The following is a 26693-nucleotide window of genomic DNA, read 5'->3' on the forward strand; positions in this document are numbered from 1 at the left end:
CAGCCTTGCGGATGCGGCCCCGTTCTTCAAGGCGGTTAGAGGCTCCAGTCGGCGCGCAGGCCGATGGTGCGCGGCCGGATGATCGAGCCCTGCGGCGTCGCCGCATCGTTCGCGAACGGCGCGTTCAGCACGCCATATTTGTCGAACAGATTGTTGGCGAAGGCCATCAGCCGGACCTTCTCGCCCAGGCCGACCGAGGCGCGCAGGTCGAACACGTTGAAATCGCCACGGCGCGAGACATCGTCGAAGCTGGTTGGCGCCGACGACAGATAGCGATGGGCGATGTCGAAGCTGGGCGCGCCGGTCACATCGGCGAAGCTGAGCGTCAGATTATTGGCGATCGACCATTTGGACGAACCCGGCAGCGTCGTGCCCTTGGCATAGCCGCCCAGGCCGGCGACGTCGAACGGATAGGGGAGGAATTCGGTCAGCTCCGCATCCTGCCAGGTGACGTTGGTGGTGAAGTGGACGATCTTGTTGACATTCACCGTGCCGGAAAATTCCACACCGTTGACCCGCGCGCCACCGGCATTGACGACATAGGAATAATAGGAGGGCGCCGGGCCGAAGAGACGCGCCTGGATATTGTTCCAGTCGAGGTGGAAGCCGGTCAGGTCGATGGCGAAGCGGCCGTCGGGCGTCTGCGCCTTCACGCCGATTTCGTAATTCTTGACCTTGTCGCTCTCATAGGCCTCCGGAATGCTGGGTAGCAGGCCGGCATTGGGGTTGATGCCGCCGACGCGATAGCCCTGCGAATAGGTGGCATAGACCATGACATCCTTCGATGGGCGCCAGGCGATCGTCGCTTTGGGCAGGAAGCCGTCTTCCTTCTGGTTGACGCTGCCGCTGCTGTCGGTCAGCGTATAGCCGCCTTCATAGCCGCCCAGCGCACCGGCCTGGTTCAGCACGTCGGCCTTGGCGGTGGTGTCATAATAGCGACCGCCCAGCGTAATCTCGATCTGCTCCACCGGCTTGTAGGACAGTTCGCCGAAGATGCCGAAATCCTCGTTCGTGCTCTTGGTGAAATAGCCATAGAGACGATCGCCCGGCGTCAGCTGCGCGCCGGAATAACCGCCGAACAGATCGGGATTGGCGTCGATATAGTCGGCGGCACCGGCCTGGAAGATCTGGTCATAGCTGTTCTTCTTGGCCTGAAGGTAGCTGACGCCGACCAGCCATTTGAACGGACCGTCGCCGGCCGAGGCGAGGCGGGCCTCGACCGTCTTGATGAGCGCATCGGCCTCGCCCAGCGAATAGGCGGCGCCGTCGCCGGTGGTGACGCCGGTCACATAGGCATAGGGGTAGGAGAAGATGGTGGTGTTGGTCTTCTTGGTGATCGACCCCAGCACCGTCAGATTGGCGATGTCGCTGACTTCCTGGTCCAGCCGCAGGCTGTTCATCCAGAATTTCGTCTTCTGGGTTTCGGCGCGGGGCAGGTTGCGGACATAGGGGTTTGGCAGGTCGAGATAGGTCTGGTCGTCCAGCTTGCTGTCCTGCCAGCTCGACAGATAGGTGACCTTGGTCGTCTCGCCCAGATTGGCGACGATCGATCCGCGCAGGCCGCGGGTGCGATAATCGTTGGAGCCGTTCACGCCGATGCCGGGATTGTCGAGATAGCCCGCGTCCGACCGCTGCAGCGCGACCAGGCGCAGCGCCAGCTGATCGGCGACCAGCGGGATGTTGATCATCGCCTTGGCGGCATAGTTGAGTTCGCCCGAGGCGTTCTTGGTGGTGCCGATCAGGCCCGATGCGGCGGCGTCGACCTTGGACGGATCGGCGACATTGGCGACATAGTTGACGAGGCCGCCCAGCGTCGAGGAGCCGAACAGCGTGCCCTGGGGCCCGCGCAGCACTTCCACGCGCTGCAGGTCGAACGTGTCGACGTCGGGGATGCCGATCGGGAAGCCCGGCTCCACCACCGGCACTTCGTTGAGATAATAGCCGACCGTGGTCTGGCCCTGCTCATGATAGGTGGTGGCGGCGACGCCGCGGATCACGACTTCGGAAATGCCGGGCTGGTAATCGTTGAACACGACGCCGGGCAGGCGGACGATATAGTCCGACAGGCTGTTGGCGTTCATCTTCTTGAGCTGCTCGCCGGTGACGGCGCTGATCGGCAGGGCGACCTGGCGGATATCCTCGTCGCGCTTGCCGGCGGTGACGATGATCGTCTCGCTGTCGCTGGCGGCCGGGGCCTGGGCAAGGGCGGTGCCGGACAAGATCGTCGCGGCCGCCATGGCGGTGAAACTCACAGTCTTGAGATGCGTCAGTCTGTTCATTGTCATTCCCCTTATGATGTGAGAACCGGCCTTGTTCCGGCCGGCTTTCTCCCTTGCTCGGTTGTTAGATGTCGCTCCCTTCGCCAAAGCGCTGGCGACCGCCGACGATCGTGCGCAGCACCTTGGTCGCGCCGATCTTCGCCGGATCGATCGCGAACAGATCGGCGTCCAGCACCGCAAAATCGGCCAGCATGCCGGGCTTCAGCAGGCCCATCCGGTCGTCGCTGAAACCGGCAAAGGCGTTGGTCGCGGTATAGGCGTGCAGCGCCTGGAACATGCTGATCTTCTGCTCGGGCAACCAGCCGCCCGGGTTCGCGCCGTCGATCGTCTGGCGCAGCACGGCGGCGGCGACCCCGGTCAGCGGATCGAGCGGCGCCACCGGCCAGTCCGATCCGAAGGCGACCTTCGCTCCGGCATCGAGCAGCGACTTGAACGCATAGGTGCCCTTCAGCCGCTCGGCGCCGACGCGCTGGATCGCCCAGCGTCCATCGTCGATCGCATGATAGGGCTGGACCGATGCGATGACCTGCTGCTGCGCGAAGCGCGGGATCGCGGCCGGCGCCAGATGCTGGGCATGTTCGATGCGGAAACGACGGTCGCGCTTGCCATTCTTCGCGGCGGCGGCGGCAAAGATGTCCAGCGCCTCGTCATTCGCCCTGTCGCCGATGCCGTGGATGGTGATCTGCAGGCCCGCCGCATCGGCATCATTGGTCCATTGCTGGACATCGGCGCGCTTGTGGATCGGGAAGCCTTCATTGTCGGGCGCGTCGTCATAGGGACGATAGAACATCGCCGTGCGCGACCCCAGCGACCCGTCATATTGCAGCTTGAGGCCACCCCAGCGCACCCAGTCGTCGCCGCGCCCTTCGGCATCGATCAGCGCCTTGAGCTTCGACCAGTCCTGCAACGGCACGAAGGAATAGAAGCGCATGTCGGTCTCGCCCTTGGCACGCAGGCGGCGCAGCGTGTCATGGGTGATCCAGTCCAGTTCGGTGGTGTGGACCTGAACCACGCCCTTGGACAGGCCATGGGCGATGCCCTGGCGCGCGGCATCCTCCTTGTCGGCGTCGGTCGGCGCGGGGATGGCGCGCTTGACCAGGTCCATCGCCGCATCCTTCAGGATGCCGGTCGGGTTGCCATCCTTGTCACGCACGATCATGCCGCCGGCCACGTCGGGCGTGTTGCGATCGATCCCGGCCAGTTTCAGCGCCAGCGAATTGAGCGCCAGCATGTGCAGGTCCAGCCGCTGCACCGCGACCGGGGTATTGGGCGTCACCGGGTCCATCCAGCTGCGATCGGGCAGTTCGCCGCCCCATAGTTCTGCGTCCCAGCTGCCGCCCTGCAACCATTGGCCGGGCTTCAGGCTCTTGGCCGCCTCGCCGACGATGCGGGCAAATTCCTGCGGGCTCTTCGCCTCGCGCAGATTGGGCTGGCTCAGCAGATAGGAGCCGGTGAGGAAATGGGTGTGCGCGTCGGTGAAGCCGGGCATGACGAAGGCGCCGCCCAGATCGATGACGCGGGTGGTCTTGCCCGACTGCGCCTTGACGGCCGCCGCGCCGATCGCGGCGATGCGTCCGCCGGCGATGCCGATCGCCGATCGCGCCGTCGGCATGCCTTCGCCGGTCCAGACCATCGCGTTGACATAGGCGGTGTCGAGCACCTGTCCCTTCGCCCACAGGCTGCTGCTCAATGCCAGTCCGGCCAGGCCGGTCGCGCCCCCGGCCAGCATCTCGCGTCGGCTGAACATCATTGCTCTGCTCCCTCGCGGCTGGTCTCGTCCAGCCGGTCCTCATTGTAGATCTGCATCCAGTCGCGCAGCCCGCCGGGGGCCAGGCTGCTGACAATCTCTTTGATGCCTTGGCGGCTTTCGTCGCGGCCCAGCTTGAACCGGCCGTCGATCGCGCGGACATGGGCGCGAAAGCCGATGATATGCTTCATCATCGGTTCCAGCCGCGCGCCGGCATCGTCGATATGCCAGGGGGCGGCGCGGCCCGCCTCCATCCGGTCAGTCAGCGTCTCGATCGATTCGCGGGTGGCTTCCGGCAACAGCTCGACATCGACGGTCAGCACTGCCATCGCATAGTTCCAGGTCGGCACCCATGTCGGGTTCGACTGCATTTCGGGGGAGATATAGGCCTGCGGCCCGTTCACCAGCACGGTGGCGCGGGGGGCCGTGCGCAGTTGCGCGACCTGCGGGTTGGACAGGGCAAAATGGCCCAGCAGCGACACCAGCGTACCGTCCGCGTCGCATTCGGCCAGCAGCGGCAGCGGCGTCGCGCCGAAGCCGGCCTCGCTATGGGAAACGATCCAGCAAAGCGGATGGTCGCCGATCAGGGTGACGATGTCGTCCGGGGAGCGGGGCGCATATTTCATATGCATGACACTGCGCCGGCATTGGACCCGCCCGAAACATCCAATTCAGGAAAGTGAAGGGGTCCAAGTAAAGATCAGGGTTCGGCGCAGCGGCGCAACCCCTGCAACACCTCTTTCGCCTCTTCCTCGGTCAGGCTGGCAAAGCCGATGCGCAGCCCCCGCTCGGTCCCTTCCTCGGCCGCATAGCTGTGCGAGGAGGCAAAGCTGAGGCCGATCTCGGGGGCCCGCGCTTCCAGCCGGTCGAGCGCCGCCATGTCCTTGAACTGCAACCAGAAGGCGAGGCCGCCATCGGGCAGGCGATAGTCGATCAACCTGTCCATTTCGCTGTCAAGATTGCGCGCGAAGGCATCGCGCCGCCGGGCGTAGATCTGCGCCGTCTTGCGCACATGGCGCCGCACCTCGCCGCTCTCCAGCAGTTCGGCGGCAGCCTCCTCCGTCACGGTATTGCCCATGCCGTCGATCAGCGAGATCTGATAGGCCAGCGCGTCGACAACCTTGGGCGCGGCGGCGATATAGCCGATGCGCAGTGCCGGCACGAGCAGCTTGGACATCGACCCGGCATAGATCACCCGCGCCGGGGCGTAGCTCGCCATCGGCAGCAGCGGCTGCGCGCCGAAGTGGAACTCATGGTCATAATCATCCTCGATGATCGCGAAGGCGAATTGCCGCGCCAGCTCCAGCAGGCGCAGCCGCCGTTCGGGCCGCATCGACACGGTGGTCGGAAACTGGTGATGCGGCGTCACGAAGATGGCGCGGACGCGATGCTTGCGGCAGGCCCGCTCGACATCGGCAACATCGACCCCGTCCTCGTCCAGCCCGACCGTGACGATCTTGGCGCCGCAGGCACGGAAGGCGGCGACGGCCGGCTCATAGGTCAGCCGTTCGACCAGCACCGCGTCGCCCGGCCGGATCAGGATGCGCGCGGTCAGGAACACGCCCATCTGGCTGCCGCGGGTGATGCAGATATTTTCCGCGCCGACCATCAGCCCGCGCTGGCGCCGCAACATGCTGGCGATCTCCTGCCGCAGCCGTGGCGACCCGCGCGGATCGCGATAGTGGAGCGCATTGGCCCGCGAGGCCCCCTCCGCCGCCTTGCGATAGGCGCGGGCGAGGAGGTCGGCGGGAAACAGGCGTCCGTCGGCGACGCCCTCGTCCAGCTTGCGCCATTTGCCCGCCGGGATGGCGATCAGCCGGTCGGGTGCGGCCAGGAAGGGATATTCGGTTTCGTCCGGCTGGCGGGTGTCGGGGGTGATCGGCGGGGCAGGGGCATCGTCGCTGCTGGGCAGGGAGGTCGACACGATCGTGCCGCGCGTGCCTGCGCTCACCAGCCAGCCTTGCGCGATCAGTTCCTCATAGGCGGTGACGATGGTCTTGCGATTGACCTCCAGCGCGGCGGCCAGTTCCCGGCTGCTTGGCAGGAACTCGCCGGGCAACAGCCGGCCGCGCTCGATCTCGTGGATCAGCCCATGGGCGATCTGCATGTAGCGCGGACTGTCCGGCGCGATCCGCACCCGTTCCTTGAGCGGCAGGGTCCAGGGGCGCAGCATCCGCGTGGCGATCAGCGCCGCGATGCCGCCAGGGCCATGTCGGCAAGGGCGATCGTCCCGAGCGGACCGGCGCGGTCGCCCAGTGCCGGGTGGGCGACATAGTCGTCCATCGATGCGATCGTCGCCGCCGCGCCATAGGCCGCCAGGCTGGCGGTCAGTCCATCGCGGATCAGGGGCATCAACTGGGGCTGGCCCATGGCGACGCCACCGCCGATCAGGATACGCTGGGGCAGGCTGGTCAGCGCCAGATTATGGCACATCGCCGCCAGGGCATGGGCGACGAACGACCATTGCGGATCATCAGCGGACACGTCGCGTCCGCGCTGGCCGGTCCGCGCCTCGATCGCGGGACCATTGGCCAGTCCCTCCAGGCAATCGCCGTGGAAGGGGCAATTGCCTGCAAAATCGTCTCCGGCGGCGCGCGGCACGCGCATATGCCCGGCCTCGCTATGGCCCAGTCCGCGCACGGGCATGCCGGACACGATGCTGCCCACGCCGATGCCGGTGCCGACCGTGACATAGGCCCAGCTGGTCAACCCCTGCGCCGCGCCCCAGCGACCCTCGGCCAGCGCCGCGCCATTTACATCGGTATCGACCATGAAGGGTCGTCCGGCCGCGAGGTGGGTGATGTCCGTCCCGCTCCAGCCCGGCTTGGGCGTGCTGACGATCGAGCCGAAACTGGCCGACGCCGGATCAAGATCAAGCGGTCCGAAGCTGCCAAGGCCCAGCGCTGCGAAATCCCATCCGGCCAATGTCGCGGCCACCGCCGACAGGGTCTCGGCGGGCGTGGTGGTCGGAATTTCCACCTGCGCCTGGATATCGTCCGGCCCGGAGCCCAGGATGCAGATGCACTTGGTGCCGCCCAGTTCTACGCCTGCGAGCATCGGTTCATGCTCCCCAGATGGTTTGCGCATAGGCCAGGAAATTGCCGCCCAATATCTTCTCGATGCGGGCCGTCGAATAGCCCTTGGCGCGCAGCAGCCCGGCGAGCTTGCGGAACTGGTCCGGGCCGCGCAGGTCGACGACGAAGGGGTAGGTGTCGGGTCGTTCGCCCTTGGCGCTGATGCCAGCGGTCTGGCGTGCGGCGATTTCCTTCGCCAGCACCGCCTCATAGGCCTTGAGGTCGTCGATCTGCGTCACCGTGCCGTCGGTGCCGATGCCGACATGATCCTCGCCGCAGTGGTTCACCGCATGGTCGATATGGGCGACGACATGCTCGGCGCGGGCATGGCCGGACATGTCGAGGAAGGGCATGAAATAGATGCCGATGAAGCCGCCGCGATCGGCGACCAGCTTGAGTTCCGCGTCGGTCTTGTTGCGGGGCAGGTTGGTGACCGCGCGGCAACCGGTGTGATTGATCGAGATCGGCTGTTTGGAAATGCGCGCCGCCTCCAGGCAGGTCTGCTCGCCGCTGTGCGACAGGTCGACCATCACCCGCCGCGCATTGCAGCGCGCTACCACCTCGCGCCCGAACGGGGTCAGGCCGCGATTGCCCGGTGCCATCGATCCGTCGCCAAGCTGGTTGGCGGGATTATAGGTCAGCTGGAAGATGCGCACGCCCAGATTGGCGAAAATGTCGACCCGGCTGGCGTCCTGGCCCATCATCGCGCCATTCTGGAAGCCATAGATCAAGCCGATCTTCCCCTCCGCCTTGGCGCGGCTGATGTCGGCGGCGGTCAGGATCTTCATCAGGTCGCGGCTGTTGGCGCGCACCTGCGCATCGGTCTCGGCAACTTCGCGCACGCTCTGGACGAACGGGTTGTCCGATCCGGAGACATAGCCAATGGTGATGTTGACGGCGGTGAGGCCCGACGCATGGGCTTCGGCCAGCACGCGCGGGCTGAACTGCGGCACGAGGGAATCGGCCGGCTGGTTGGGATCGCCGAGGCCGCCGAGCGCATTGATGACGATCATGTCCTTGATCGGATCGGCGTCAATGCCCGCTGCCCGCGCGCTGCTTGCCGCCAGCATCGCGGCCGACACCCCCATGAAATTGCGCCGGTCCAGCCTCATTCGTCGTCCCCCATTTCTTCCTTGGTCACCGGCACATAGGCGGTGCGGGCATAGGCTTTGCCGCGCTTCACCACCGTCTCGATCGTCTGGATATTGGCGATGTCGGCGATTGGATCGCTTTTCAGCACCACGAAATTGGCGAGCTTGCCCGGTTCGATCGAGCCCATTTCATTGCCCTGCCCGGCCGCCTGCGCGCCGACCAGCGTGGCGGACCGGATCACCTCGACCGGCGGCATGCCGACATTGCGGGCCAGGAAGAGCAGTTCCTCATGGACGGCAGGCCACGGATCCTCGGCCTCGCCAACGAAGTCGGTGCCGGTGGAGATGGGGACACCCATCTTCCACGCCTGACGGGTGAGGCGGGTGGTGAGGTCGCCGGTGCAGCGCAGCGGCTTCGCCTTGGGATCGGCCTTGCGCTTGGCCTCATATTTCACGAACAGCGCGCCGGTCGCGTCGAGGATCGTGCCCTGTTTCAGCATCGCGCGGAACAGATTGGCCATCACCGGATCATCATCGCCCGGCGCCAGCAGATTTTCATGCACCGGCGTCCGGTCCTCATACGCCGCCAGCATCACCGGCTCGCGCTGATAGGCGAGATAGCAGACATGGCTGATCGCATCCGGCCCGGCGGCGATCACGTCGGCCGGGCGGGTAGGGAAGACAGAACTATGCGCCCAGACCAGCATATGCTGGCGATGGGCGGCGGCGGTCACGGCTTTGACCTGGCGCGGAGTGAGGTCGGCATAGACCTTGATCGCGCTGGCCGATGTGCCACGCGCCAGGGTGATGGCTTCCTTGAGGTCGGTCTTGTCGTCGATCGCCTGCATCCAGGGCGCGGTCCCCGGCGTCACCCCTTGGCTGGCGGCGGCGACGCGCGGATCGGCGAAGAAGGGGCGGCCGGCCATGATCGCGGCATAATAGATGTCGGGCGCAGGGATCTCGGCCATGCGCGCCTCGCGCGCCAGTTCGCCGACCGAGCGTAGATCATCGGCCATGTCGCGCACCGCCGTCACCCCGCCATAGAGATTGCGGCGCAGCATCGCCCTGGCCTGCACCGCGTTGGGCGGGGTCGCCATATGGACATGGCTATCAATCAGGCCGGGGATCAAATAGCGGCCGGCCAGATCGACTTGCTTCGCGCCCGCGACATCGGCGGCGGGCAGGCTGCCATGCGGCGCCAGCGCGACGATCCGGTCGCCGCGCACCAGCATGTCCTGATTGCCGCGCGGCGCGGCGCCGGTGCCGTCGATGATGGTCGCGCCGCTATAGAGCACCACGTCCTCGGCCGGCTTGGGCGGCTGGGCAAAGGCGGCGAAGGGCAGGGCGCAGGCGATCAGGGCGGCAAGACGGGCGCTTCTCATCATCTATCCTTATTCGCCGGGCCGATAGGTGCGCACGGCATGGGCCTTTATGTCTTCGGGGTAGAAATAGACCGGGCGCAGATCGCCCTTGGCATAGAGGTCGACCTGATCGGCGAAATGGGGCGAGTGGGGATCGCCGCTCTCGCCGCCGGCGCTGACCGCACGGGCAACGACCTTCGGCCCGAACTCGACCGCCGCGACGAAGCTGTTGCCCTTGGTGCCATAATAACGCTTCGTCCCCGGATAGCGCGCCGCGCCGAAGGCGGCGAGCGATCCCCATTGCGACGAGGCAAACGGGATGGGCGTGCTGGGCTTGGCGTCGTCGAACGTCTGGACGATCGCGCCGTCATTGCGCTGGTAGCGGTTGATCTCGCCCCAGGGCACGGCGATGCTGCCGAAATCGGCAGTCAGTCGATCGACCGCCTCGCGCAGTGCCGCCAGCTTCTGCGCGTCGGTCGCGCGGGTCGCCATATAGTCGATGGTGGACAGGCCCGCTTCCTTGGCCGCCGGGGCTACCGCCTTCCACAGCGCCTCGCCCCAGAAGACGGCGAGAGACGTCTGGGTCGAGGTCAGGCTCCATTTAAAGTCCCAGCCGCGCAGGCTCTGCACCGCATCGGCCAGCGCCGGATCGGGCGCCCTGTCCTGGGCCGCGATCAAGCCCGGAACCAGCCGCGCGAAGCCGGTCAGATAGGGATCATAGGCAGCGCCGATCAGGCTATCGAGGGTGAAATGCTCATTGGCCGACAGCACGATCTGCGCATGGGGGCCGCGCGGATTTTCGCCGGCCTGGTCCATGTAGCGGGGAAAGGCCGCGCGCTGTGGGCTATCCGCGCCGGCCGCCGTCCAGGGCCAGTTATTGGTGTTCATCGCCCAACCGCCCTTCGGGTTCACCGCCTGGGGCAGGCTGGACAGGTCATGCAGGCCGCGCCAGTCGGTCGCCGGATCGCTGCCGTCCACCGGCTTCGTATAGTCGAAGCGATCGTCGCGGATCGGCACGAATTGCGGGTGGAGATAGGCGATCTCGCCCTTGTCGTCGGCCAGCAGCGTGTTGTTGCTGCTATTCGCCTTATTCTCTGCGACCTTGAGGAAGCTCGCATAATCGCTGGTCTTGGTGCGCAGATAGCTTTGTTCCAGCGCCGGCACCGGCTTGTTCATCAGCGCGAAGGCGATCCACTTGTCGCCCTGCGTCCGCACGATCGGGCCATGATGGGTGGAGTAACCGGTGAAGGCGCGTTGGGCGAGCTTGCCGTCTTCGGTACGGTAGGAAATGGCGATGGTCTTTTCGGTGACCGGGCGCAATTCCTTGCCATAGCGATAGAAGAGGCGATCGCCCTGCGGCACGATCGTTTCGGCAAATTCATCGACATTGTCGATGCCGCTCGACGTGTGCATCCAGCCGATATGGCGGTTGAAGCCCTGATAGATGAAGAACTGGCCCCAGGTGACCGCGCCATAGGCGTCCAGCCCCTCGTCGCTGCTCATCTGCAGTTCGGATCGGAAGAAGAAGCTGGTGTGCGGGTTGATCATCAACAGGGCATGGCCGCCTTCCGTCCGCGACGGCGCGATGGCGAAGCCGTTCGACCCCTGCGGCTCGCGATAGGCAAGGCCCTGTTCCAGCATGGTCAGCGCCACCGGCTTCTTCTCGTAAAAGGCCTGTAGCTGGGTCAGCGGCACCCGCTCGATATCGCCGCCGATGCTGCCTTCGGTGAAGCTCAGCGCCATCCAGGGTTCGAACCGGGTGATGACCCGCGGCTTCACCATCGGATGGGTCGAAAGATAATAATTCAGGCCATCGGCCCAGGCCTGCATCAGCTTCTTGAGCCAGGCCGGGCTGCGGGCGTAGTCGGCCTGCAACCGGGCAGGATCGATGAACAGGCGCTGGCGCAGATCCTGCCAGATCGCCTTCTCGCCCTCGGCTTCGGCGAGGCGGCCCAAGTTGACCAGATAATTGGTCTCGATCCGGTTGAAGTCGTCTTCGGCCTGGGCATAGACCATGCCGAAGACGGCGTCGGCATCGGTCGCGCCATGGACATGGGCGATGCCCCACTGGTCGCGGGTGATGGTGACCTTGGCCGGCGAGAGCGCGGTCGGCGATTGGGCAAGGGCAGGGCAGGCGGCAAGAGCGACCAATGCCCCCGCAAGGGAGGTGGCGCGCGGCAGGAATTTCGTCATAGAGAGGGGGAGTAATGAAGGGGGCGGGGCGGCGCAAGCAGCCTCCCGTCAAGGGGGATGATATCGATGCACAGGCTTTTGATCCTGCTGGCCTTTCTGTTCGTCGCGCCGATGCCGGCGGGGGCGGAGCAGGCCGCGCCGGCGCTCTATCTGCTGCGCCCCGATGCCGTGTTCGACGGCGCGACGTTGCATCGCGGATGGGCGGTGCTGGTGCGCGGCAACCGGATCGAGGCGGCCGGACCGGGGATCGATGCGCCAGCCGGAGCGACCGTCATCGACCTGCCCGGCAAGACCCTGCTCCCCGGCTTGATCGAGGGCCATTCGCACCTGTTCCTGCACCCCTATAACGAGACGAGCTGGGACGATCAGGTGCTGCACGAGCCGCTGGCGCTGCGCACGGTGCGAGCCACGGTGTCGGCGCGGGCGACGCTGATGGCGGGTTTCACCACCGTGCGCGATCTGGGCACCGAAGGGGCTGGCTATGCCGATGTCGGCCTCAAGCAGGCGATCGAGCAGGGGATCATCGCCGGGCCGCGCATGCTGGTCGCGACGCGAGCGCTGGTGGCACCGGGCGCTTATGGCCCGCGTGGTTTCGAGCCGGGCGTCGCCGTGCCGCTGGGCGCGGAGGAAGCCGGCGGCCCCGATCTGGTGACGGCGGTGCGGCGACAGATCGCGGCCGGCGCCGATGTCGTGAAGCTCTATGCCGATTATCGCTGGGGCAAGGGCGAGCCGAGCCGCCCGACCTTCACCCAAGCGGAAATGGCAGCGGCAGTGGAGGCTGCGCACAGCGCCGGGCGCAAGGTCGCGGCCCATGCCGCCACCGACGAAGGGATGCGCCGGGCGATCCTGGCCGGGGTCGACACGATCGAGCATGGCTATGAGGGCAGCGCCGCGACCTTCGCGCTGATGAAGGCGCATGGTGTCGGCTATTGCCCGACCCTGGCGGCGTCCGATGCCACCGCCCGCTATCGTGGCTGGACCGGGGCGGAACCGGCGCCGGCGGCGGTGACGCAGGCGCGCCAGGCGCTGGATCGCGCGCGGGCGGCGGGTGTCGCCATCTGCCTGGGCGGCGATGTCGGCGTGTTCGCCCATGGCGACAATGCCCGCGAGGCGGAGCTGATGGCCGCCGCCGGCATGGCGCCCCGCGACGTGCTGGTCGCGGCGACCAGCGGCAATGCGGCACTGTTCGGCATCGCCGACCGGCTGGGCGCGGTGAAGCCGGGCCTGCTCGCCGATCTGGTCGCGGTCGAGGGCGATCCGACCCGCAGCATCGGCGCGCTGCGCCAGGTCGGCTTCGTGATGAAGGACGGCGTCATCTACAAGGGGCCGGGCGCGCAGCCATGAACCAGGGCGATCGCGCTTTTCTGGGCCATCCGCGGGGCCTCGCCTATCTGCTGTTCACCGAAGCGTGGGAGCGTTTTTCCTATTATGGCATGCAGTCGCTGCTGGCCCTCTATCTGATCAAGCATCTGCTGCAGCCGGGACAGGCCGACGGCCTGCTTTTCTTCGATGCCTTTCGCCAGCTCTATGGCGGGCTCGACGGCCAGCCGCTCGCCTCCGCCATTGTCGGCACCTATTTTGCCAGCGTCTATGTGACACCGATCCTGGGTGGGCTGGTCGCGGACCGGCTGCTGGGCCGGCATCGCACGGTGCTGCTGGGCGCATTGACGATGATGGCGGGGCATTTTCTGATGGCGGTCCAGGCCGCCTTCCTGCCCGCGCTCGGCTTGCTGGTGCTGGGCAGCGGCCTGTTCAAGGGCAATCTCGCCAGCCAGATCGGCGCGCTCTATCGCCATGATGACCCGCGTCGCGACGGCGCGTTCCAGCTTTATTATCTGGGGATCAATATCGGCCTGATCGCCGCACCGCTGGTGATCGGCACGCTGGCGGAAACGCGCGGCTGGCATGTCGGCTTTGCCGTCGCCGGCGTCGGCATGGCGATCGCCACGATCATCTATCTCGCCGGACGCAGGCATCTGCCGGCTGATGAGCGCGGACCACGATCGGAGGGGCGCATGCGCATGACCGGGCAGGATCTGCGTGGCCTGCTGGGTATCGTCCTGCTGATCCCGCTGCTGGCGGTGGCGTTGTTGCCCAACAATCAGATATTCAACGCCTATCTGATCTGGGGCGACGCGCATCTGGAACTGACGTTGGGCGGGCTGCGCGTGCCGACCAGTTGGCTCATCACCCTCGACGCGGGGCTGGGCCTGGCCATCCTTGCCGGCCTGCCTTTCGTTTATCGCCGCTATGCGCGCCATCGGCCCGAGCCCGGCGATCTGGCCAAGCTGACGATCGGGGCGCTCTTTGCGACCGGGGGCATGCTTTGCCTGGCACTGGGATCGGCGCTGGCGGGTGCGGACGGCAGAACGGGGCTTGGCTGGGCGATTGCCTTTCATCTGCTCAACGGCATCGGTTTTGCCCATATATTGCCGGTCAGCCTGGCGCTGTTCACCCGCGCCGCGCCGCCGCGCCAGGCCGGGCTGGCGATAGGCCTCTATTATCTCGTCTTCTTCCTGGGCAATATTCTGGTTGGCTGGGTGGGGGGCTTCTACGCCCGCATGCCGGCCACTGCCTTCTGGCTGCTGCATGCCGGGATCGCTGCGGGATGTGGTGCGATTTTCCTGATATTGACGCTACGGAAAGCGATTTTTCGGTCGGATTGACACTTTTTTCACGTTCGACCGACGCCTGGCCTCACACTGGCCATGCCATTCCCCATCCTGCGAGCGCGGGCACCCGACGCGCGCCGACAGGAGGGAATGATGACTGCCGATTTCGATCCCGCCGATTTTGACGGCGACAGCGCGCTCGATACCGACATGGCCGGTTTCGACATCGACCCCAAGCTGCGGCCGGTGCGGCACCTGCCGCTGCTGGTGCAGGCCAGCGGCCGCTACAATTTCGTGCGCTCGCCGCGCTTCCCGATGCCGCGCGCGCTGCCCGGTGCGGTCGATCGCTTCGACGACGATATCAATGCGCTGACGCTCTACACGCGCGAGGAATTGCGGCTGGACGTCGATGGCCGCTATCCGCAGATGACGGTCAGCGGCACGCGCGCCGGCCCGCTGGGGCCGGTGGTCAGCTGGGTCGCGGCGCTGACCCGGACCGGGGCCAATCATTATAGCGGCCAGATCTGGTTCAAGGATGGCCAGGTCGGCGCCATCCCCCATACCCAGATCAGCCTCAAGGTGACGAAGAGCCTGCTGGCCGCCCAGCGCAAGGTGGAGGCGACCTTCAGCGGCGGCGGCGTAGCGAGCTTCGTGCGCACCTATCAGTTCAGCTCTGCAAGCTTCCGTCCGGCCGAGTTCGAATATGACACGGTGGCCGGTGCGACCCGCGTGACGGAGATCGGCACGCACGATCATCCCAATCATCCCGCGACCATGGCCAGCGAGACGCTGAGCCTGGATACCGTCTATCGGCGGGCGGGCTTCAACGTCAGCGATGCGCCCGGCAATGGCGCCATCCCGCTCGGTGCGGCCGGCGCCGACCAGCGCTGGACCGACCAGGAAATGCATGATGCGATGCAGATCTACTGGTCGCGCTTTGCCGACAAGCCGCAATGGTCGCTGTGGGTGCTGTTCGCCTCGCTCCATGTGCAGGGCAGCAGCCTGGGTGGCATCATGTTCGACGATATCGGGTCGAACCATCGCCAGGGGACGGCGATCTTCACCGACGCCTTCATCGCCCATCCGCCGGCGGGCGATGCCGATCCCGACGCCTGGGTGCGGCGGATGCGTTTCTGGACGGCCGCGCATGAGGTCGGCCACGCCTTCAACCTGGCGCATAGCTGGCAGAAGTCGCTGGGCACGCCCTGGATTCCGCTGGCCGACGATCCCGAAGCGCGCAGCTTCATGAACTATCCCTATGCGGTGGCGGGCGGCCAGGCGGCCTTCTTTGCCGATTTCGACTTCCGCTTTTCCGATCCCGAACTGCTGTTCATGCGCCATGGCCCCGAACGCTTCGTGCAGATGGGCAATGCCGACTGGTTCGACCAGCATGGCTTCTCGCAGGTGGCGTTGGACCCCAATGAGGAGTTCGGCCTGACCCTGTCGGTCAATGCCCGCGACAATCGCTTGCCCTATCTGTTGCCGCCGGTGGTCGAGATGGCACTGGTCAACCGCAGTGGCCGGCCCAAGCTGGCATCGGCGGCGCGCCTGTCGGAACGGGCCGGCCTGACCCTGATCATCAGCAAGGATGGCCGGCCCGCGCGCCAATGGTCGCCCTATTCGCGCCATTGCGGCGAGAGCCTGGAAATCATTCTGGGTCAGGGTGAGGCGCTCTATGACAGCGTGCTGGTCGGCGCCGGCCGCAATGGCTGGGACATGGCCGAACCGGGCCGCTACACCATCCAGGCGATGCTGGTCGTCGATGGCCGGGCCGTCATCTCCAACCCGCTGGAGGTGAAGGTGGAGCCGCCCGAAAGCCGCGAGGAAGAGCGGCTGGCGCAGGATATCTTCACCCCGGAAGTCGGCCAGGTGCTGGCCGTCAACGGCACGCGTGGCGTTCAATCGGCAGTCGATGCGCTGCGGGCGGCCACGCGGATGCGTCAGCATCCGCTCGCGCGCCAGGCGGCGATCGCGCTCGCCGGCCCGCTGGCCGACGAGTATAAGCTGCTGCAGGTGGATGAGCGGGCACGGCCCGGTGAGACCCCTGCTGCGGCCGCCCGCCGCATCGAGGTCTATGACGCCGATCTCAAGGAAGCTCGCCACCTGCTGGCCATCGCGACCGAGGGCAGTGCCGATGCCGCCGTCAATGCCGTTGGCCATACCCGCTTCCTGCGCGAGGCAGGCAAGCTTGCCCGCGCACTGGATGGCGGGGTTGCCCCGGCGCTGCGCCAGGCGGGGCTGGGCTTCGACGCGGTGCGGGCGGGCGATGTCATCGGTGGCTTTAACCTCGGCCAGGACATGCAGCGCATGCTGGCCCTCAAGGCGAACGGCCTCAGTATCTGATCCATGCAGGCGCATCGCCTGTCATGGCGGTGCGCCCCATCATTCCGAAAGGGGACCAACAATGTCGGAATTTCGCAAAATCACCATCGCACTCGAACAGGGATTCAAGGATGACAGCGTCCGTATCTCGATCGGCGACCGGCTGGTGCATTGGCTCGACCATGTGAAGACCCGCGCCAAGATCGGCGTCGCCCACACGCTGGAACTCAGCCTGCCGGCCGGCAATGATCCGGTGCAGGTGGAATTGCCGAGCAAGGATGTGCGCATCTCGATCGAACCGGGGATGGGCGAGGCATGCTATTGGGGCGTGTCGGTCAGCCCGAATGGCAAGGCCATGTATGTGAAGCGCTCAGTCGAACCCTTCGCTTATGTCTGATATGCTCCGTGCGGCGTTGATAGGGTTTTCCCTCATTGTCCTCGCCCTGCTTGTCATTACGGTTCCGCAACCTACTTTTGATCCGTCACGAACTATGGGGGTATATATGGCTGAATCCTACGACACCGACGCCAATTATGTCATCAAGCTGACCGACCCGGCCGATCCGGCCAAGGTCGTTGGCTATGCCTTTGTCGAGCAGGTCCATTATCTGGCCGCCGACGATGACAGCGATGATGCCAAGGCGGCGATCGCCGGCGTGGCCGGCCTGTTCACCGATGGGCCGGTTCTGGATGCGGTCGCCCTGCCGGGACAGCAGCGCGCCACTCGCGCCTATTTTGCCGAGATCGGGTCGGGCAAGGCCGACTTCGCCTGAGGCCGATCGCGCCCATGAAGATGTTCCGGCGCGGGGCGCATCGCTCCCGCCGTCCTGCCGACACCCTCGCACGGATCGCGCCTGTGGCCCGTGCGCTGGGTGTCACGCGGCTGGCCGATGTGACCGGCCTCGACCGCATCGGCATCCCTGTATTCCAGGCGGTCCGTCCCCTGTCACTGTCGCTGTCGGTGTCGCAGGGCAAGGGCGCCACGCCTGATGCCGCGCGTGTCTCCGCGCTGATGGAAGCGATCGAACTGCATCACGCCGAAACCTGTCCCGCCAGCAGCCACAGTTGTGCCGATGCCGGCGAAGCCCGGCTCTGGAGCCAGATGGCGCGGGCTGACAAGCAGGGCGCATCCTTCGATCCGGCCCGACCGCGCGGCTGGGTCGAGGCGATCGACCTGCTGAGCGGCCGGCCCATGCGGATACCCCATGGGCTGGTGACGATGGATTTCACCGTGCCGGCCGAACCCGATCTGTGGCCCAACAGCAATGGGCTGGCATCCGGCAACACCCCGGCCGAGGCGCGCTGTTCGGCGCTGTGCGAGCTGATCGAGCGCGAGGATCATGCCCGCTGGCTGGAACAGGGGCTGCGTGCGCGCCGGGCAAGCGCGATCGATCTGGACAGCGTGACCGACCGGCTGGGGCGCAGCCTGATCGCACGGGTGCGGCGCGCGGGGCTGTCGCTGTCCTTGTGGGACATGACCGGTCCGATCGGCGCAGCGGTGATCGGCTGCGCCATCACGGAACGCGGTGTGGCCCGCAGCGTGCAATTGCCGCCGGCAATGGGGGCGGGATGCCATCCCGATGCCGGCGTCGCACTCGCTCGCGCCATTTGCGAGGCGGCGCAGACCCGTGCCGCGCTGATCGCCGGTGCGCGCGACGATATCGATCCGGCGCGCTATCGCGATGCCGGGCAGCAGCGGCAGGGCTTCCTGCTGGCGATGCTCGATTTCGCGCCGGCAACCCGACCCTGGTCGGCGGTGCCCTCCGTGGCGCATGACGGGGCGGAGGATGATCTGGCCTGGCTGCTCGATCGCTGTGCGATGGTGGGAGCAGGGCCGGTCGCCTGTCATGACCTGACCCGGCCCGACCTCGGCATCGATGTGGTGAAGCTGCTGGTGCCGGCCTTTGGCGATCATGACCGGCCATCGCGCACAGGCACGATGCAAGCGGCGATGGAGCCTGCATGAGCCTGCATGCGATCGTCTTTGCCGGGCCGAGCCTGGGCGGTTCCGCGATGGCCTTGCCCGATGGCGTCGCGTTGCGCGGACCGGCGCGGCGCGGCGACATGCTGCGTGCCGCGATCGAACGACCGGCCGCGATCGGCCTGATCGACGGACTATTCGAAACCACGCCATCGGTCTGGCACAAGGAAATCATCCAGGTGATGGCCGAAGGCATTGCCGTCTATGGTGCGGCGAGCCTGGGCGCATTGCGTGCGGCGGAACTGGCGCCGTTCGGCATGGTGGGCATCGGCGCGATCGCGCAGGCTTACGGGACGGGGCAGATCGAGCGGGACGATGCGGTGATGGTCAGTCATGCGCCGGCAGAATTGGGCCATCGCGCGATGACGCTGGCGCTGGTCGATGCCGAACATGCGATTGCGCAGGTGGAGATGGCAGCGGGCGACCGTGCGCTGCTGCTGCGGCTGGCGCGGCGGATGAATTTCCGGGATCGCAGCTGGGCGCTGATCGGCGACGTCTTCCGCCAGGCGACCGGGCGCGACCTGCCACCGATCGATCAGGGGCTTAGCCTCAAGCGCAAGGATGCGGAGCTGTTGCTGCGGACGATAGCGGGGCCGGTGGCCGCGCCGCGTGTCGCGCCGCCGCCGCAAAGCTTCTTCCTGCGCAGCCTGCGCGCGGAGATCAGCGCGGCGTGATGCGCAATCCGGCCTGTTCCAGCCCGGTCAGGAACAGGCTGCGTTCGGCCGGCCCCTGCAGCGGCAGGAACTGGATCATGGTGTCGACCAGATCGGCGTCGCGGGCCGGAGTATCGCCCTGCCACAGGCTGGCGAAACGCTGGCGCAGTTCGTCGATCACCGAGACGGCCCGCTTCGCGCCACCCAGCATGCCCAGATTGGCGCCCCGCACCGCCAGATAATGGATCGATCGATTGCGGCCGATCTCGAACTGGGTTTCCGCCGCCTCATGCTCGCCCGACAGGGCGTAGAGCACCGCGAGATCGGAAAAATATTCGTCCGACGGAAAGGGGTTCAGTTCGAAGGCGCGGGCGATCAGGCGCTGCGCTTCCTTCATCTCGCCCAGATGGACGAGGCCGAAGCCGATCTCGTTGATGCCGTCGGCGTGAAAGGGCGTCAGGTCGAGCGCGGTCATGAAGCCCTGCATCGCCTGCTTCATGTCGCCGCGCCGCAAATAGCACCAGGCGAGGCGCGACTGCACGCCGCCATGGGTGGGTTCCAGCGCGACCGCACGGGTGCAGAGATCGAAGGCGCGGGCGCGCAGCGGCGCGGCGTCATGGCCCGCCATCAACTGCATGAAATCGGTGTTGTAGAGGCGCGCCAGTTGCAGATAGGCGTTGGTCAGGCGCGGTTCCAGCAGGATCGCGCGCTCCAGCAGGTCGGCACCTTCCTGCACCTCGGCCAGGCTGGCGGCGGCCAATATCTTGGCACGGGCGGTGAAATAGAGCGGATAGGCGTCCGACCCGCTGGGCACGCGTCCTTCCATCAGCTTGCCGACATCGCGTTCGACCACCGGCAGGATGGCGCCGGCGATCCGGGCGACCAGATCGTCGATCGCGGCGAGCAATTCGCCCTGGCGCACGGTCAACTGGCGCGTCCAGACCAGGAAGCCGCTGTCGATCCGCGTCATGCGCAGGTTGATGCGCCAGCCATCGCCGTCGGCGCGGACCGACCCGTCCAGCGCATAGCTGGCGATCGAGGCGGGGGCGGCGGCCTTCATCCGCTCGGCCGATGGCGCGTCGACCGACAGGATGCGCAGGTCGCGCATGCCGCCCAGGGCGGTCTGCAGATCGTCATGGCAGATGCTGGTGAGCAGGGCGCCGTCCGGGCCGCCATCGCCGATCAGGCTGAATGGGGCGATCACCAGGATCGGCGGCTCGACATTGGCCTGCGGGATTGTGGCGATGGCGGGCGCGGCGGTCGCGCGCGGGGCGGGAGCGATGACCGATCCGACCGTCGTCAGTTCGCGCAGCAGCCTTTCGGTGTCGGGCGACACGCGGGCATCCAGATCGCGTTGCAGCCCGGTCTCCAACTGGCGGTAGCGGCGGTGGAGCGCGACATGGTCGCCGGCCTTCTGGTCGAGCGCCATGCCGAGCCGGGCGATCCGTTCATCGCCGGTGTCGAGCCGCTGCAACTGGGTCAGGATCGCACGGCGCAGGTCGAGCAGATCGTCCTGGCCATTGCGCTCGACAGCGTGCAGCACATCCTGGACGATGCGCTCGCGCCAGCGTTGCCGCTCGATCATCAGCCAGTCGTCGAAGCTGCGATCCAGCCCCTCCAGCCCGTCCAGTATCGCGCTGCCCGCGCCATCCAGGATACAGGCCAGTCCGGCCAGGTCGTTGGCGGCGGCGCAGGCCAGTATCTCGCCCAGATCGCTGGAAAAGCCGCCCTCCGCCAGATGCAGGTCGCGCCGTTCGATATGGATGAGCGGGGCGGCAGGATGCGCACGCAGGTCGGTCAGCGCCTGGCGCAGGCTGGCGCGGGCCTGCACCTCGCCCCGGTCGCTCCACAACAGGCCGACCAGCCGGTCGCGACTGGCGCGACGGTCGGGTTCCAGCGCGAGATGGGCGAGCAGGGCACAGGCCTTGCGGCTGCGCGGGCTATGGTCGCGTCCGTCCGCCTCGTCGATCAGGCGGAAATCGCCGAGCAATCGAAAGCGAAACCGAAGCTCGCCAGCCGCTGTCACCATCATGCCCTTTATTGCTGGCGGCCTGCAGTGCCGGGCCGCCGATCGATCCGCCCTAACACAGCTTGCTGAACAGGGCGACGGTCCGTTTAGGCTGCGTCACGATCGAGGGCCATAGCCAATTCAGCGGTCGAACAGCTTGATTTCCGCCAGCCGGATCGCCTTGCCATGGGGCTGGCGCATCAGCACCCGCCACTGGCGCGCGGCGCGGCCCGCAAAGCGCAGATCGGTCACGCCATTGGCGAGCGGCGCGCCCTTGGGCGTCGCGACATCGCGCCATTGGCCATCGACCATGGCCTGCAGGCGATAGGATTGCGGCACGGCAAACTGCTTGCCGTCGGCGAAGAAGGCGAGTTCGGCGCGACCGATGGACACTGGTTTGCCCAGGTCGATGGCATACCATTGGTTGGCCTCTCCCGGCGCGGAGGACCAGCCATTGGGCAGTTCGGGGAAGAACCAGGTGCGGCCGTCGATCGCGTCATGGACATTTTCGGGGTCGGCGTTGCTCGACGCGCTGCCCATCGGGAACTGGCTGCGCACCAGTTGCACGGCGCGGTTGATCGGCCGGGCGACGGGCGCATTGGCGACGCGCGCCACCGGCAGCTCGATCCGGCCCAATGTCTCGCGCCGGGCGACTTCCTTGCCGTCGACCTCGACCGACAGGCCCTTGCCCCGGCCATAATGGCTGCCGTCCGCGTCCCATGTCACGGCGATACGATGGCCATGATAGGGCACGTCCTGCGCCCGGAACCAGGCCAGCGCCTGCGGATCGCCGGCGTCGGGCAGCAGCGGGTTCACCTCCAGCACATCGTCGGCGCGCGGACGGATGCCGACCAGACCGCCCAGGATCAGGTCATTATAGCCCGAATGGAAATAATGATGGCTGCGATCGAGGCCGACGATCGGCTTGCCGGTTTCGGGATGATAATCCTCCTCCAGGTCGAGCCGGTCGCCCTGATAATGGAGCGCGGTATATTGGCGCAGCAGGCGCATATAGTCGCTGCGGGTCACCGGGCCCTGCTGGCTGTGATGATCGAGCAGGTTGGCCATGGCGATCAGCACCTGGGTCGTCTGATAGGGCCAGATCGGGCCGTTCCACTGGCATTCCGGCGCGTCGCCCAGATAGCGATATTGCCGCATATAATATTCGTAATTGGCTTCGACCGTGCGCATGCCCGCCTTGCCGGCGAGCGAGGCGGGGTCGAGCAGATGCGTCCACGCGCCGGCATATTTCGCCTCGTCCGGGACCAGGTCGAACATCCAGGGGAGATAGCCGACCAATTCGCGGTTGCGGATCGGATCCCAATATTTGACGTGCGGATTCTTGCGGCTCTGGTGCCGGTCGATGAAATGGCCGAGTTTCTCGCTCCACAGGTCGGCAAGGACATGGTCCTTCAGCGCCTGCGCGCGGGCTTCATATTCCTGCGTCATTTCGGTGTCGCCGGCCATGGTCGCCATCTTCGCCAGCGCGCGGGCATTGGCATACATGTAGCTGTTGACCGAGGGGCGGAAGGCGTCGCCGCCGCGGAACCCGTCCTTGCCGCCCGATGCGTCGATCGAGGAGACGGTATATTCGGTTGCGTCGAGCAGCGGCTCGACGAAATAGAGCCCCTTGTCGAAGTCGAACTTCTCGTCCCACAGGCGGTAGATGTGGCGCATCACCGGCAGATGTTCGAGCACGCCCGCCTTGTCGCCATCGATCAGGTAACGGCCCCAGACCGAGTCCGCCATATAGTCGGTGAAGTGGCGGTCATTGCCGCCGCGATACATGAAGCGGATATAATCGTCGGCAAAGCGCCGGTCGTTCAGCCAGCGACCTTCGGCCAGGTGAAAGCCGGTCGCGTCGTTGAGGCTGGCATAGGGATGGCGCTGCCAGTCGACATCGTCGAAAAATTCGGTGGTGATATAGCCTTCTTCGCCCAGGTCGCGCTGATGGCCGCGAAAGATCTGCCAGCGATAATAATAGACGGCGTCGATCTTCGGGTCGGCGGATTCGAAGAAGGGGATGCGATCCTGATACCAGGGTGCGTCATTGCCGAAGCGCTGCACCGCGATGGCATGGGTATCGAGGCCGACGGAGCCGGGAGGGGGAGAGGCGGCGCCCATGCCGATCATGGCAGCTCCTGCCAGCAGAAGCATCCTCATCGCGTGCATCGTCCGTCTCCCTATATCCTGAAACAAATATGGCGGCCGTTCCGGGGAGTTGGAGAGGTTCCCGGAACGACCGCCATGAAAATGGGGCGCAGCGAGGAGACGCCGCGCTCCATCGGGCACTCAGTCAAACTTGAAGCGAACACCCAGAGCGAAGGTCCGATCAATCAGCAGCGTGCTGGAGTTGAACTCCGTCGGATTGCCGACATCGCCGAACTTGTAATAGTTTTGCTGCTTCGCCTTGGTGATGTTCACCGCGTCGAAAGTGACGCCGATATCGTCATTGACGTTCCAGGTCAGCTGGAAGTCCAGGCTCTTTTCGGGCGCGCGCCACATGCCGATCGGGTTGGCGAAGGAGCGGCCTTCATTGTTGTTCAGGAAACCCTTGCGCCAGATGTAGGACAGGCGGGCACCGACCGGGCCGCTGTCATAGGCCAGCGTGGCGTTGTAGGACAGCTTCGACACGCCGAAGAAGGCCGACTTGGCGGTGCCAGTGATCTCACCTTCATTGTTGACGACCGGGATCGTCTGTTCGGAATCCAGGATCGTCGCGCTGCCGGTGAAGCCCAGACCATCGAGGATCGACGGCAGATAGGACGGGAAGTATGTGAGGCCCAGTTCCACACCCTTGAGCGTGCCGTTCGAGGCGTTTTCAGGCCGGGTGATATTGAAATATTCGGTATAGGTTTCGTTGCGCGGCAGATAGTTGTTCGGGATGAACTCACGCACGGTCAGCGGTACGACCAAGCCGTCGATCTTGCGACGGAAAGCGGTCGCATAGATGGCGCTGTTGCGTTCGAAATACCATTCGATCGCAAGGTCCATATTCTTCGAATGGGTCGCACGCAGATTGGCGTTGCCCGACGAACCCGAGCCGAAGCCGATGCGGGAGAGATCGCCCGTCAGCGCCAGATTGGGGTTGAGATCGCCAAAGGCCGGACGGCGCAGCGTTTCGCCATAGTTGAAGCGGATGCGCAGATTGTCGGTCAGATTATAGCGCGCGGTGAAGGACGGCAGGAACTTTTCCGAACCGGTCGACACGGTGGTGCGCGCGAAATTATTGCCGCGGTCGAAATAGTCGTACAGCGTGTCGATCGCAACGAAGCGCACGCCAGCCTGAAGCTGCAGCGGGCGACCGAAGATTTCGACTTCGCCATCGGCCATGACATAGGCGGCCAGATTGGTTTCGTTGATGCCGAACACATGGCCGAAAGTCATTTCGTCCGACAGCAACAGGCCGGGGGCTACGGAACGATAGAGGCTGCGGACAGCATCCTTGTCCATGCTGCGCGGGTCAGCCAGCACCCAGCTGGTCGGGATGTCTGCGCGTCCGTCGAAGAAGCCGCTGTTGGTGAAGGGAGTGCCCTGGCTGAAGGCCGCCAGCGTCATGCCCGGCAGGCCGCCGGCGCCCTGATCGCGGACGTAGGAATCGGCATTGCGATCATCGAAGCGGAAGCCGGCCTTGATGCGACGCAGGAAGCCTTCATCCCACTTATATTCGCCGTCCAGCATCATGGTCAGGGCGCTGCCGGTGTTCTTGGTTCCGCTGTCGAACAGGTTGCCCACGGTCCACTGGCTTGCGTCGGTCAGCACGCCCTGATTGGCGAAGCTGTAGGCAGGCAGGCCGCCACCCGCGTTGAAATCGACGTCGATGTCGAGCGGGCCGCGATCGGTACGGATAGCGAAGAAGGAGGTTTCGTTCTTGCTGTCCTGATAGGCGATGTCGGCGACGATCTTGCCGCGCTCACCCACGTCCCACTTGGCGTTCAGCGCATAGACATAGCTGTCTGTCTTGTTGGTCGCCATGTCGCCGCTGTTGAAGCCGGCGACCGCGCCCATCTGGCGCGACTTGATGATGTTGGTGCCATCATAGAGTTCAAAGCTGTTGGCCACGTCGGCGGGCAGGTTGCCCCACCAGTCGGCAAAGCTGAAGTGCAGGCTGTTGAAGGTTTCCCCACGGAAGCCGGTGTAGAACACCTCGGCGGTGTAAACCGAACTGTCATTGGGCGCCCACTGGAGCGCAGCGTTGACCGACGGACGCTCGCGCTTGCCGTAGAGGTCGGAGGCGATGACGGCGTCACGCGAGAGATAATAGGGCGTTTCGACGCCGTTGATGTTGAGTGTCGAACCCGGTGCGGTCGGCAGGCCGGCGTCGAGGCCCGGCGTCCAGTTCTCGTTGGTCGCGCCAGGGAAGATACGCTGCAGCGGGGTCAGGCCCGAACCTTCGGGCGGATTCTCGGTGGCGAAGGGCACCATGGCGCCGGCCTGGAGATTCTGGTTGCGATAATGGGCACGGGTGTAGCTGCCGTTGATCAGGAAGCCGATGTCGCCGATGCCGGTTTCCCAGCGATCGCTGACCAGCAGCGCGACGTTCGGATTGAACTTGTCCGCCAGCTCCGAATAGACGCCGCGCGCCAGGCCGGAAATGGTGAAGCCATCGAAGTCGAGCGGGCGGCGGGTCTGGACGTCGATCTGGCCGGCAAGGCCGGTTTCGAGCTGGTCAGCGGAACGCGTCTTGTAGACATCGACCTGCTTCACGAGGTTGGCCGAGATGTCTTGCAGGGCGAAGGACGTGCCGGCGGCAGTGAAGATGTTGCGGCCGTTAAGGGTGGTCAACGGGTCGGTCAGGCCGCGAATGGTGATGGTCGCCGCTTCGCCGCCGGCGCGGTCGGTAACCTGGATGCCGGTTACGCGCTGAAGCGCTTCGACGACATTATTGTCAGGCAATTTGCCGACGTCTTCGGACACGATCGAATCGACGATCTGGGTCGATTCCTTGCGGACGTTCAGGGCGCCGACGATCGAAGCGCGCACGCCGGTGACGACGATATCTTCGGTCGGCGCGTCCTGCGCGATGGTCTGCGGAGCGGCGTCGGTCTGCGCGAAGGCGGCGCCCGACAGGGTCAGCGCGACAAGCGACGCAGAACAGAGTGCGATCGGCCGGATAGCCATTTTCAAGTCCTCCCCAAGGGGCTGGCCCGTTGCCATGCCCACGAATTACTCTGACTAATTATTTCCACATGCTGAGAAGCGCAAGTGAAATATTGGGCCGGGGTTGCGCTACGTGGCACCCATGTTGCAAATTTGCCGCAGCGATTCTGGCCCGGTTTTTCGGGCGTTTCAGGCCATAAAAAGCCGAAAGGCCATGGGCTTGCGCGGCTTTTGGCGGCGCGAGCCCATGGCCCTATTTGTCAGACTCGGCG

At 65.7% G+C, this 26693-nt stretch carries 18 protein-coding genes; 7 read left to right on the forward strand and 11 right to left on the reverse strand.

Features of this window, described 5'->3' with window-relative positions:
* Window positions 1-35: 35 nt before the first annotated feature.
* From BRX37_RS02100 to BRX37_RS02135, 8 genes are all read right to left on the reverse strand, one after another.
* Entirely contained in the window at window positions 36-2279 is a 2244-nt protein-coding gene (locus BRX37_RS02100) for a TonB-dependent receptor (protein WP_125985331.1), read from the reverse strand.
* Window positions 2280-2343: 64 nt separating this feature from the next.
* Window positions 2344-4029, reverse strand: a complete 1686-nt coding sequence (locus tag BRX37_RS02105) for an amidohydrolase (RefSeq protein WP_125985332.1) — start codon at window positions 4027-4029, stop codon at window positions 2344-2346.
* Entirely contained in the window at window positions 4026-4652 is a 627-nt protein-coding gene (locus BRX37_RS02110; RefSeq protein WP_318276561.1) for an FMN-binding negative transcriptional regulator, read from the reverse strand. The genes BRX37_RS02105 and BRX37_RS02110 overlap by 4 nt, the downstream gene beginning before the upstream one ends.
* A 74-nt stretch (window positions 4653-4726) precedes the next feature.
* Window positions 4727-6199, reverse strand: a complete 1473-nt coding sequence (pdxR, locus tag BRX37_RS02115) for a MocR-like pyridoxine biosynthesis transcription factor PdxR (protein WP_125985334.1) — start codon at window positions 6197-6199, stop codon at window positions 4727-4729.
* Window positions 6200-6210: 11 nt separating this feature from the next.
* Window positions 6211-7083, reverse strand: a complete 873-nt coding sequence (locus tag BRX37_RS02120; RefSeq protein WP_125985335.1) for an ROK family protein — start codon at window positions 7081-7083, stop codon at window positions 6211-6213.
* Window positions 7084-7087: 4 nt separating this feature from the next.
* Window positions 7088-8212, reverse strand: coding sequence for a dipeptidase (locus tag BRX37_RS02125; RefSeq protein WP_125985336.1), 1125 nt, complete (start codon window positions 8210-8212; stop codon window positions 7088-7090).
* A complete protein-coding gene (locus tag BRX37_RS02130) occupies window positions 8209-9573 on the reverse strand; it encodes an amidohydrolase family protein (RefSeq protein WP_125985418.1) in 1365 nt (454 codons plus the stop codon). Before BRX37_RS02130 ends, BRX37_RS02125 begins: the two co-directional genes overlap by 4 nt.
* Before the next feature lie 9 nt (window positions 9574-9582).
* Window positions 9583-11745, reverse strand: coding sequence for a penicillin acylase family protein (locus BRX37_RS02135; RefSeq protein WP_125985337.1), 2163 nt, complete (start codon window positions 11743-11745; stop codon window positions 9583-9585).
* Between the two features lie 66 nt (window positions 11746-11811).
* Here BRX37_RS02135 and BRX37_RS02140 point away from each other — a divergent pair, with 66 nt between their 5' ends.
* The 7 genes from BRX37_RS02140 (at window position 11812) to BRX37_RS02170 (ending at window position 19334) form a co-directional block, all read left to right on the forward strand.
* A complete protein-coding gene (locus BRX37_RS02140; RefSeq protein WP_125985338.1) occupies window positions 11812-13089 on the forward strand; it encodes a metal-dependent hydrolase family protein in 1278 nt (425 codons plus the stop codon).
* The gene (locus BRX37_RS02145) at window positions 13086-14411 is read left to right on the forward strand and encodes a peptide MFS transporter (protein ID WP_125985339.1); all 1326 of its coding nucleotides are present in this window, start codon (window positions 13086-13088) and stop codon (window positions 14409-14411) included. The genes BRX37_RS02140 and BRX37_RS02145 overlap by 4 nt, the downstream gene beginning before the upstream one ends.
* Before the next feature lie 96 nt (window positions 14412-14507).
* Window positions 14508-16700: a hypothetical protein gene (locus tag BRX37_RS02150; RefSeq protein WP_318276562.1), complete on the forward strand. Its 2193-nt coding sequence runs from the start codon at window positions 14508-14510 to the stop codon at window positions 16698-16700.
* Window positions 16701-16761: 61 nt separating this feature from the next.
* Window positions 16762-17076, forward strand: coding sequence for a hypothetical protein (locus BRX37_RS02155; RefSeq protein WP_004208507.1), 315 nt, complete (start codon window positions 16762-16764; stop codon window positions 17074-17076).
* Window positions 17077-17182: 106 nt separating this feature from the next.
* A complete protein-coding gene (locus tag BRX37_RS02160) occupies window positions 17183-17452 on the forward strand; it encodes a hypothetical protein (protein ID WP_004208506.1) in 270 nt (89 codons plus the stop codon).
* Window positions 17453-17466: 14 nt separating this feature from the next.
* Window positions 17467-18645 (forward strand): YcaO-like family protein, encoded by a 1179-nt coding sequence (locus tag BRX37_RS02165; RefSeq protein ID WP_125985340.1) that lies wholly within the window; start codon window positions 17467-17469, stop codon window positions 18643-18645.
* Window positions 18642-19334, forward strand: coding sequence for a TfuA-like protein (locus tag BRX37_RS02170; RefSeq protein WP_125985341.1), 693 nt, complete (start codon window positions 18642-18644; stop codon window positions 19332-19334). The genes BRX37_RS02165 and BRX37_RS02170 overlap by 4 nt, the downstream gene beginning before the upstream one ends.
* On the opposite strand, the gene BRX37_RS02175 is transcribed toward BRX37_RS02170, so the two are convergent.
* The 3 genes from BRX37_RS02175 to BRX37_RS02185 form a co-directional block, all read right to left on the reverse strand.
* Complete coding sequence (locus BRX37_RS02175) at window positions 19321-21345, reverse strand: trifolitoxin synthesis, TfuA (protein WP_125985342.1); 2025 nt, start codon at window positions 21343-21345, stop codon at window positions 19321-19323. The genes BRX37_RS02170 and BRX37_RS02175 overlap by 14 nt on opposite strands.
* A gap of 117 nt (window positions 21346-21462) precedes the next feature.
* On the reverse strand, window positions 21463-23484 hold the full coding sequence (locus BRX37_RS02180; protein WP_318276563.1) for an MGH1-like glycoside hydrolase domain-containing protein: 2022 nt from the start codon (window positions 23482-23484) through the stop codon (window positions 21463-21465).
* Window positions 23485-23613: 129 nt separating this feature from the next.
* Window positions 23614-26442, reverse strand: a complete 2829-nt coding sequence (locus BRX37_RS02185; protein WP_125985344.1) for a TonB-dependent receptor — start codon at window positions 26440-26442, stop codon at window positions 23614-23616.
* Between the last annotated feature and the right edge of the window lie 251 nt (window positions 26443-26693).

Source organism: Sphingomonas sp. S-NIH.Pt3_0716 (genome assembly GCF_003950715.1).
Classification (GTDB): Bacteria; Pseudomonadota; Alphaproteobacteria; order Sphingomonadales; family Sphingomonadaceae; genus Sphingobium; species Sphingobium yanoikuyae_A.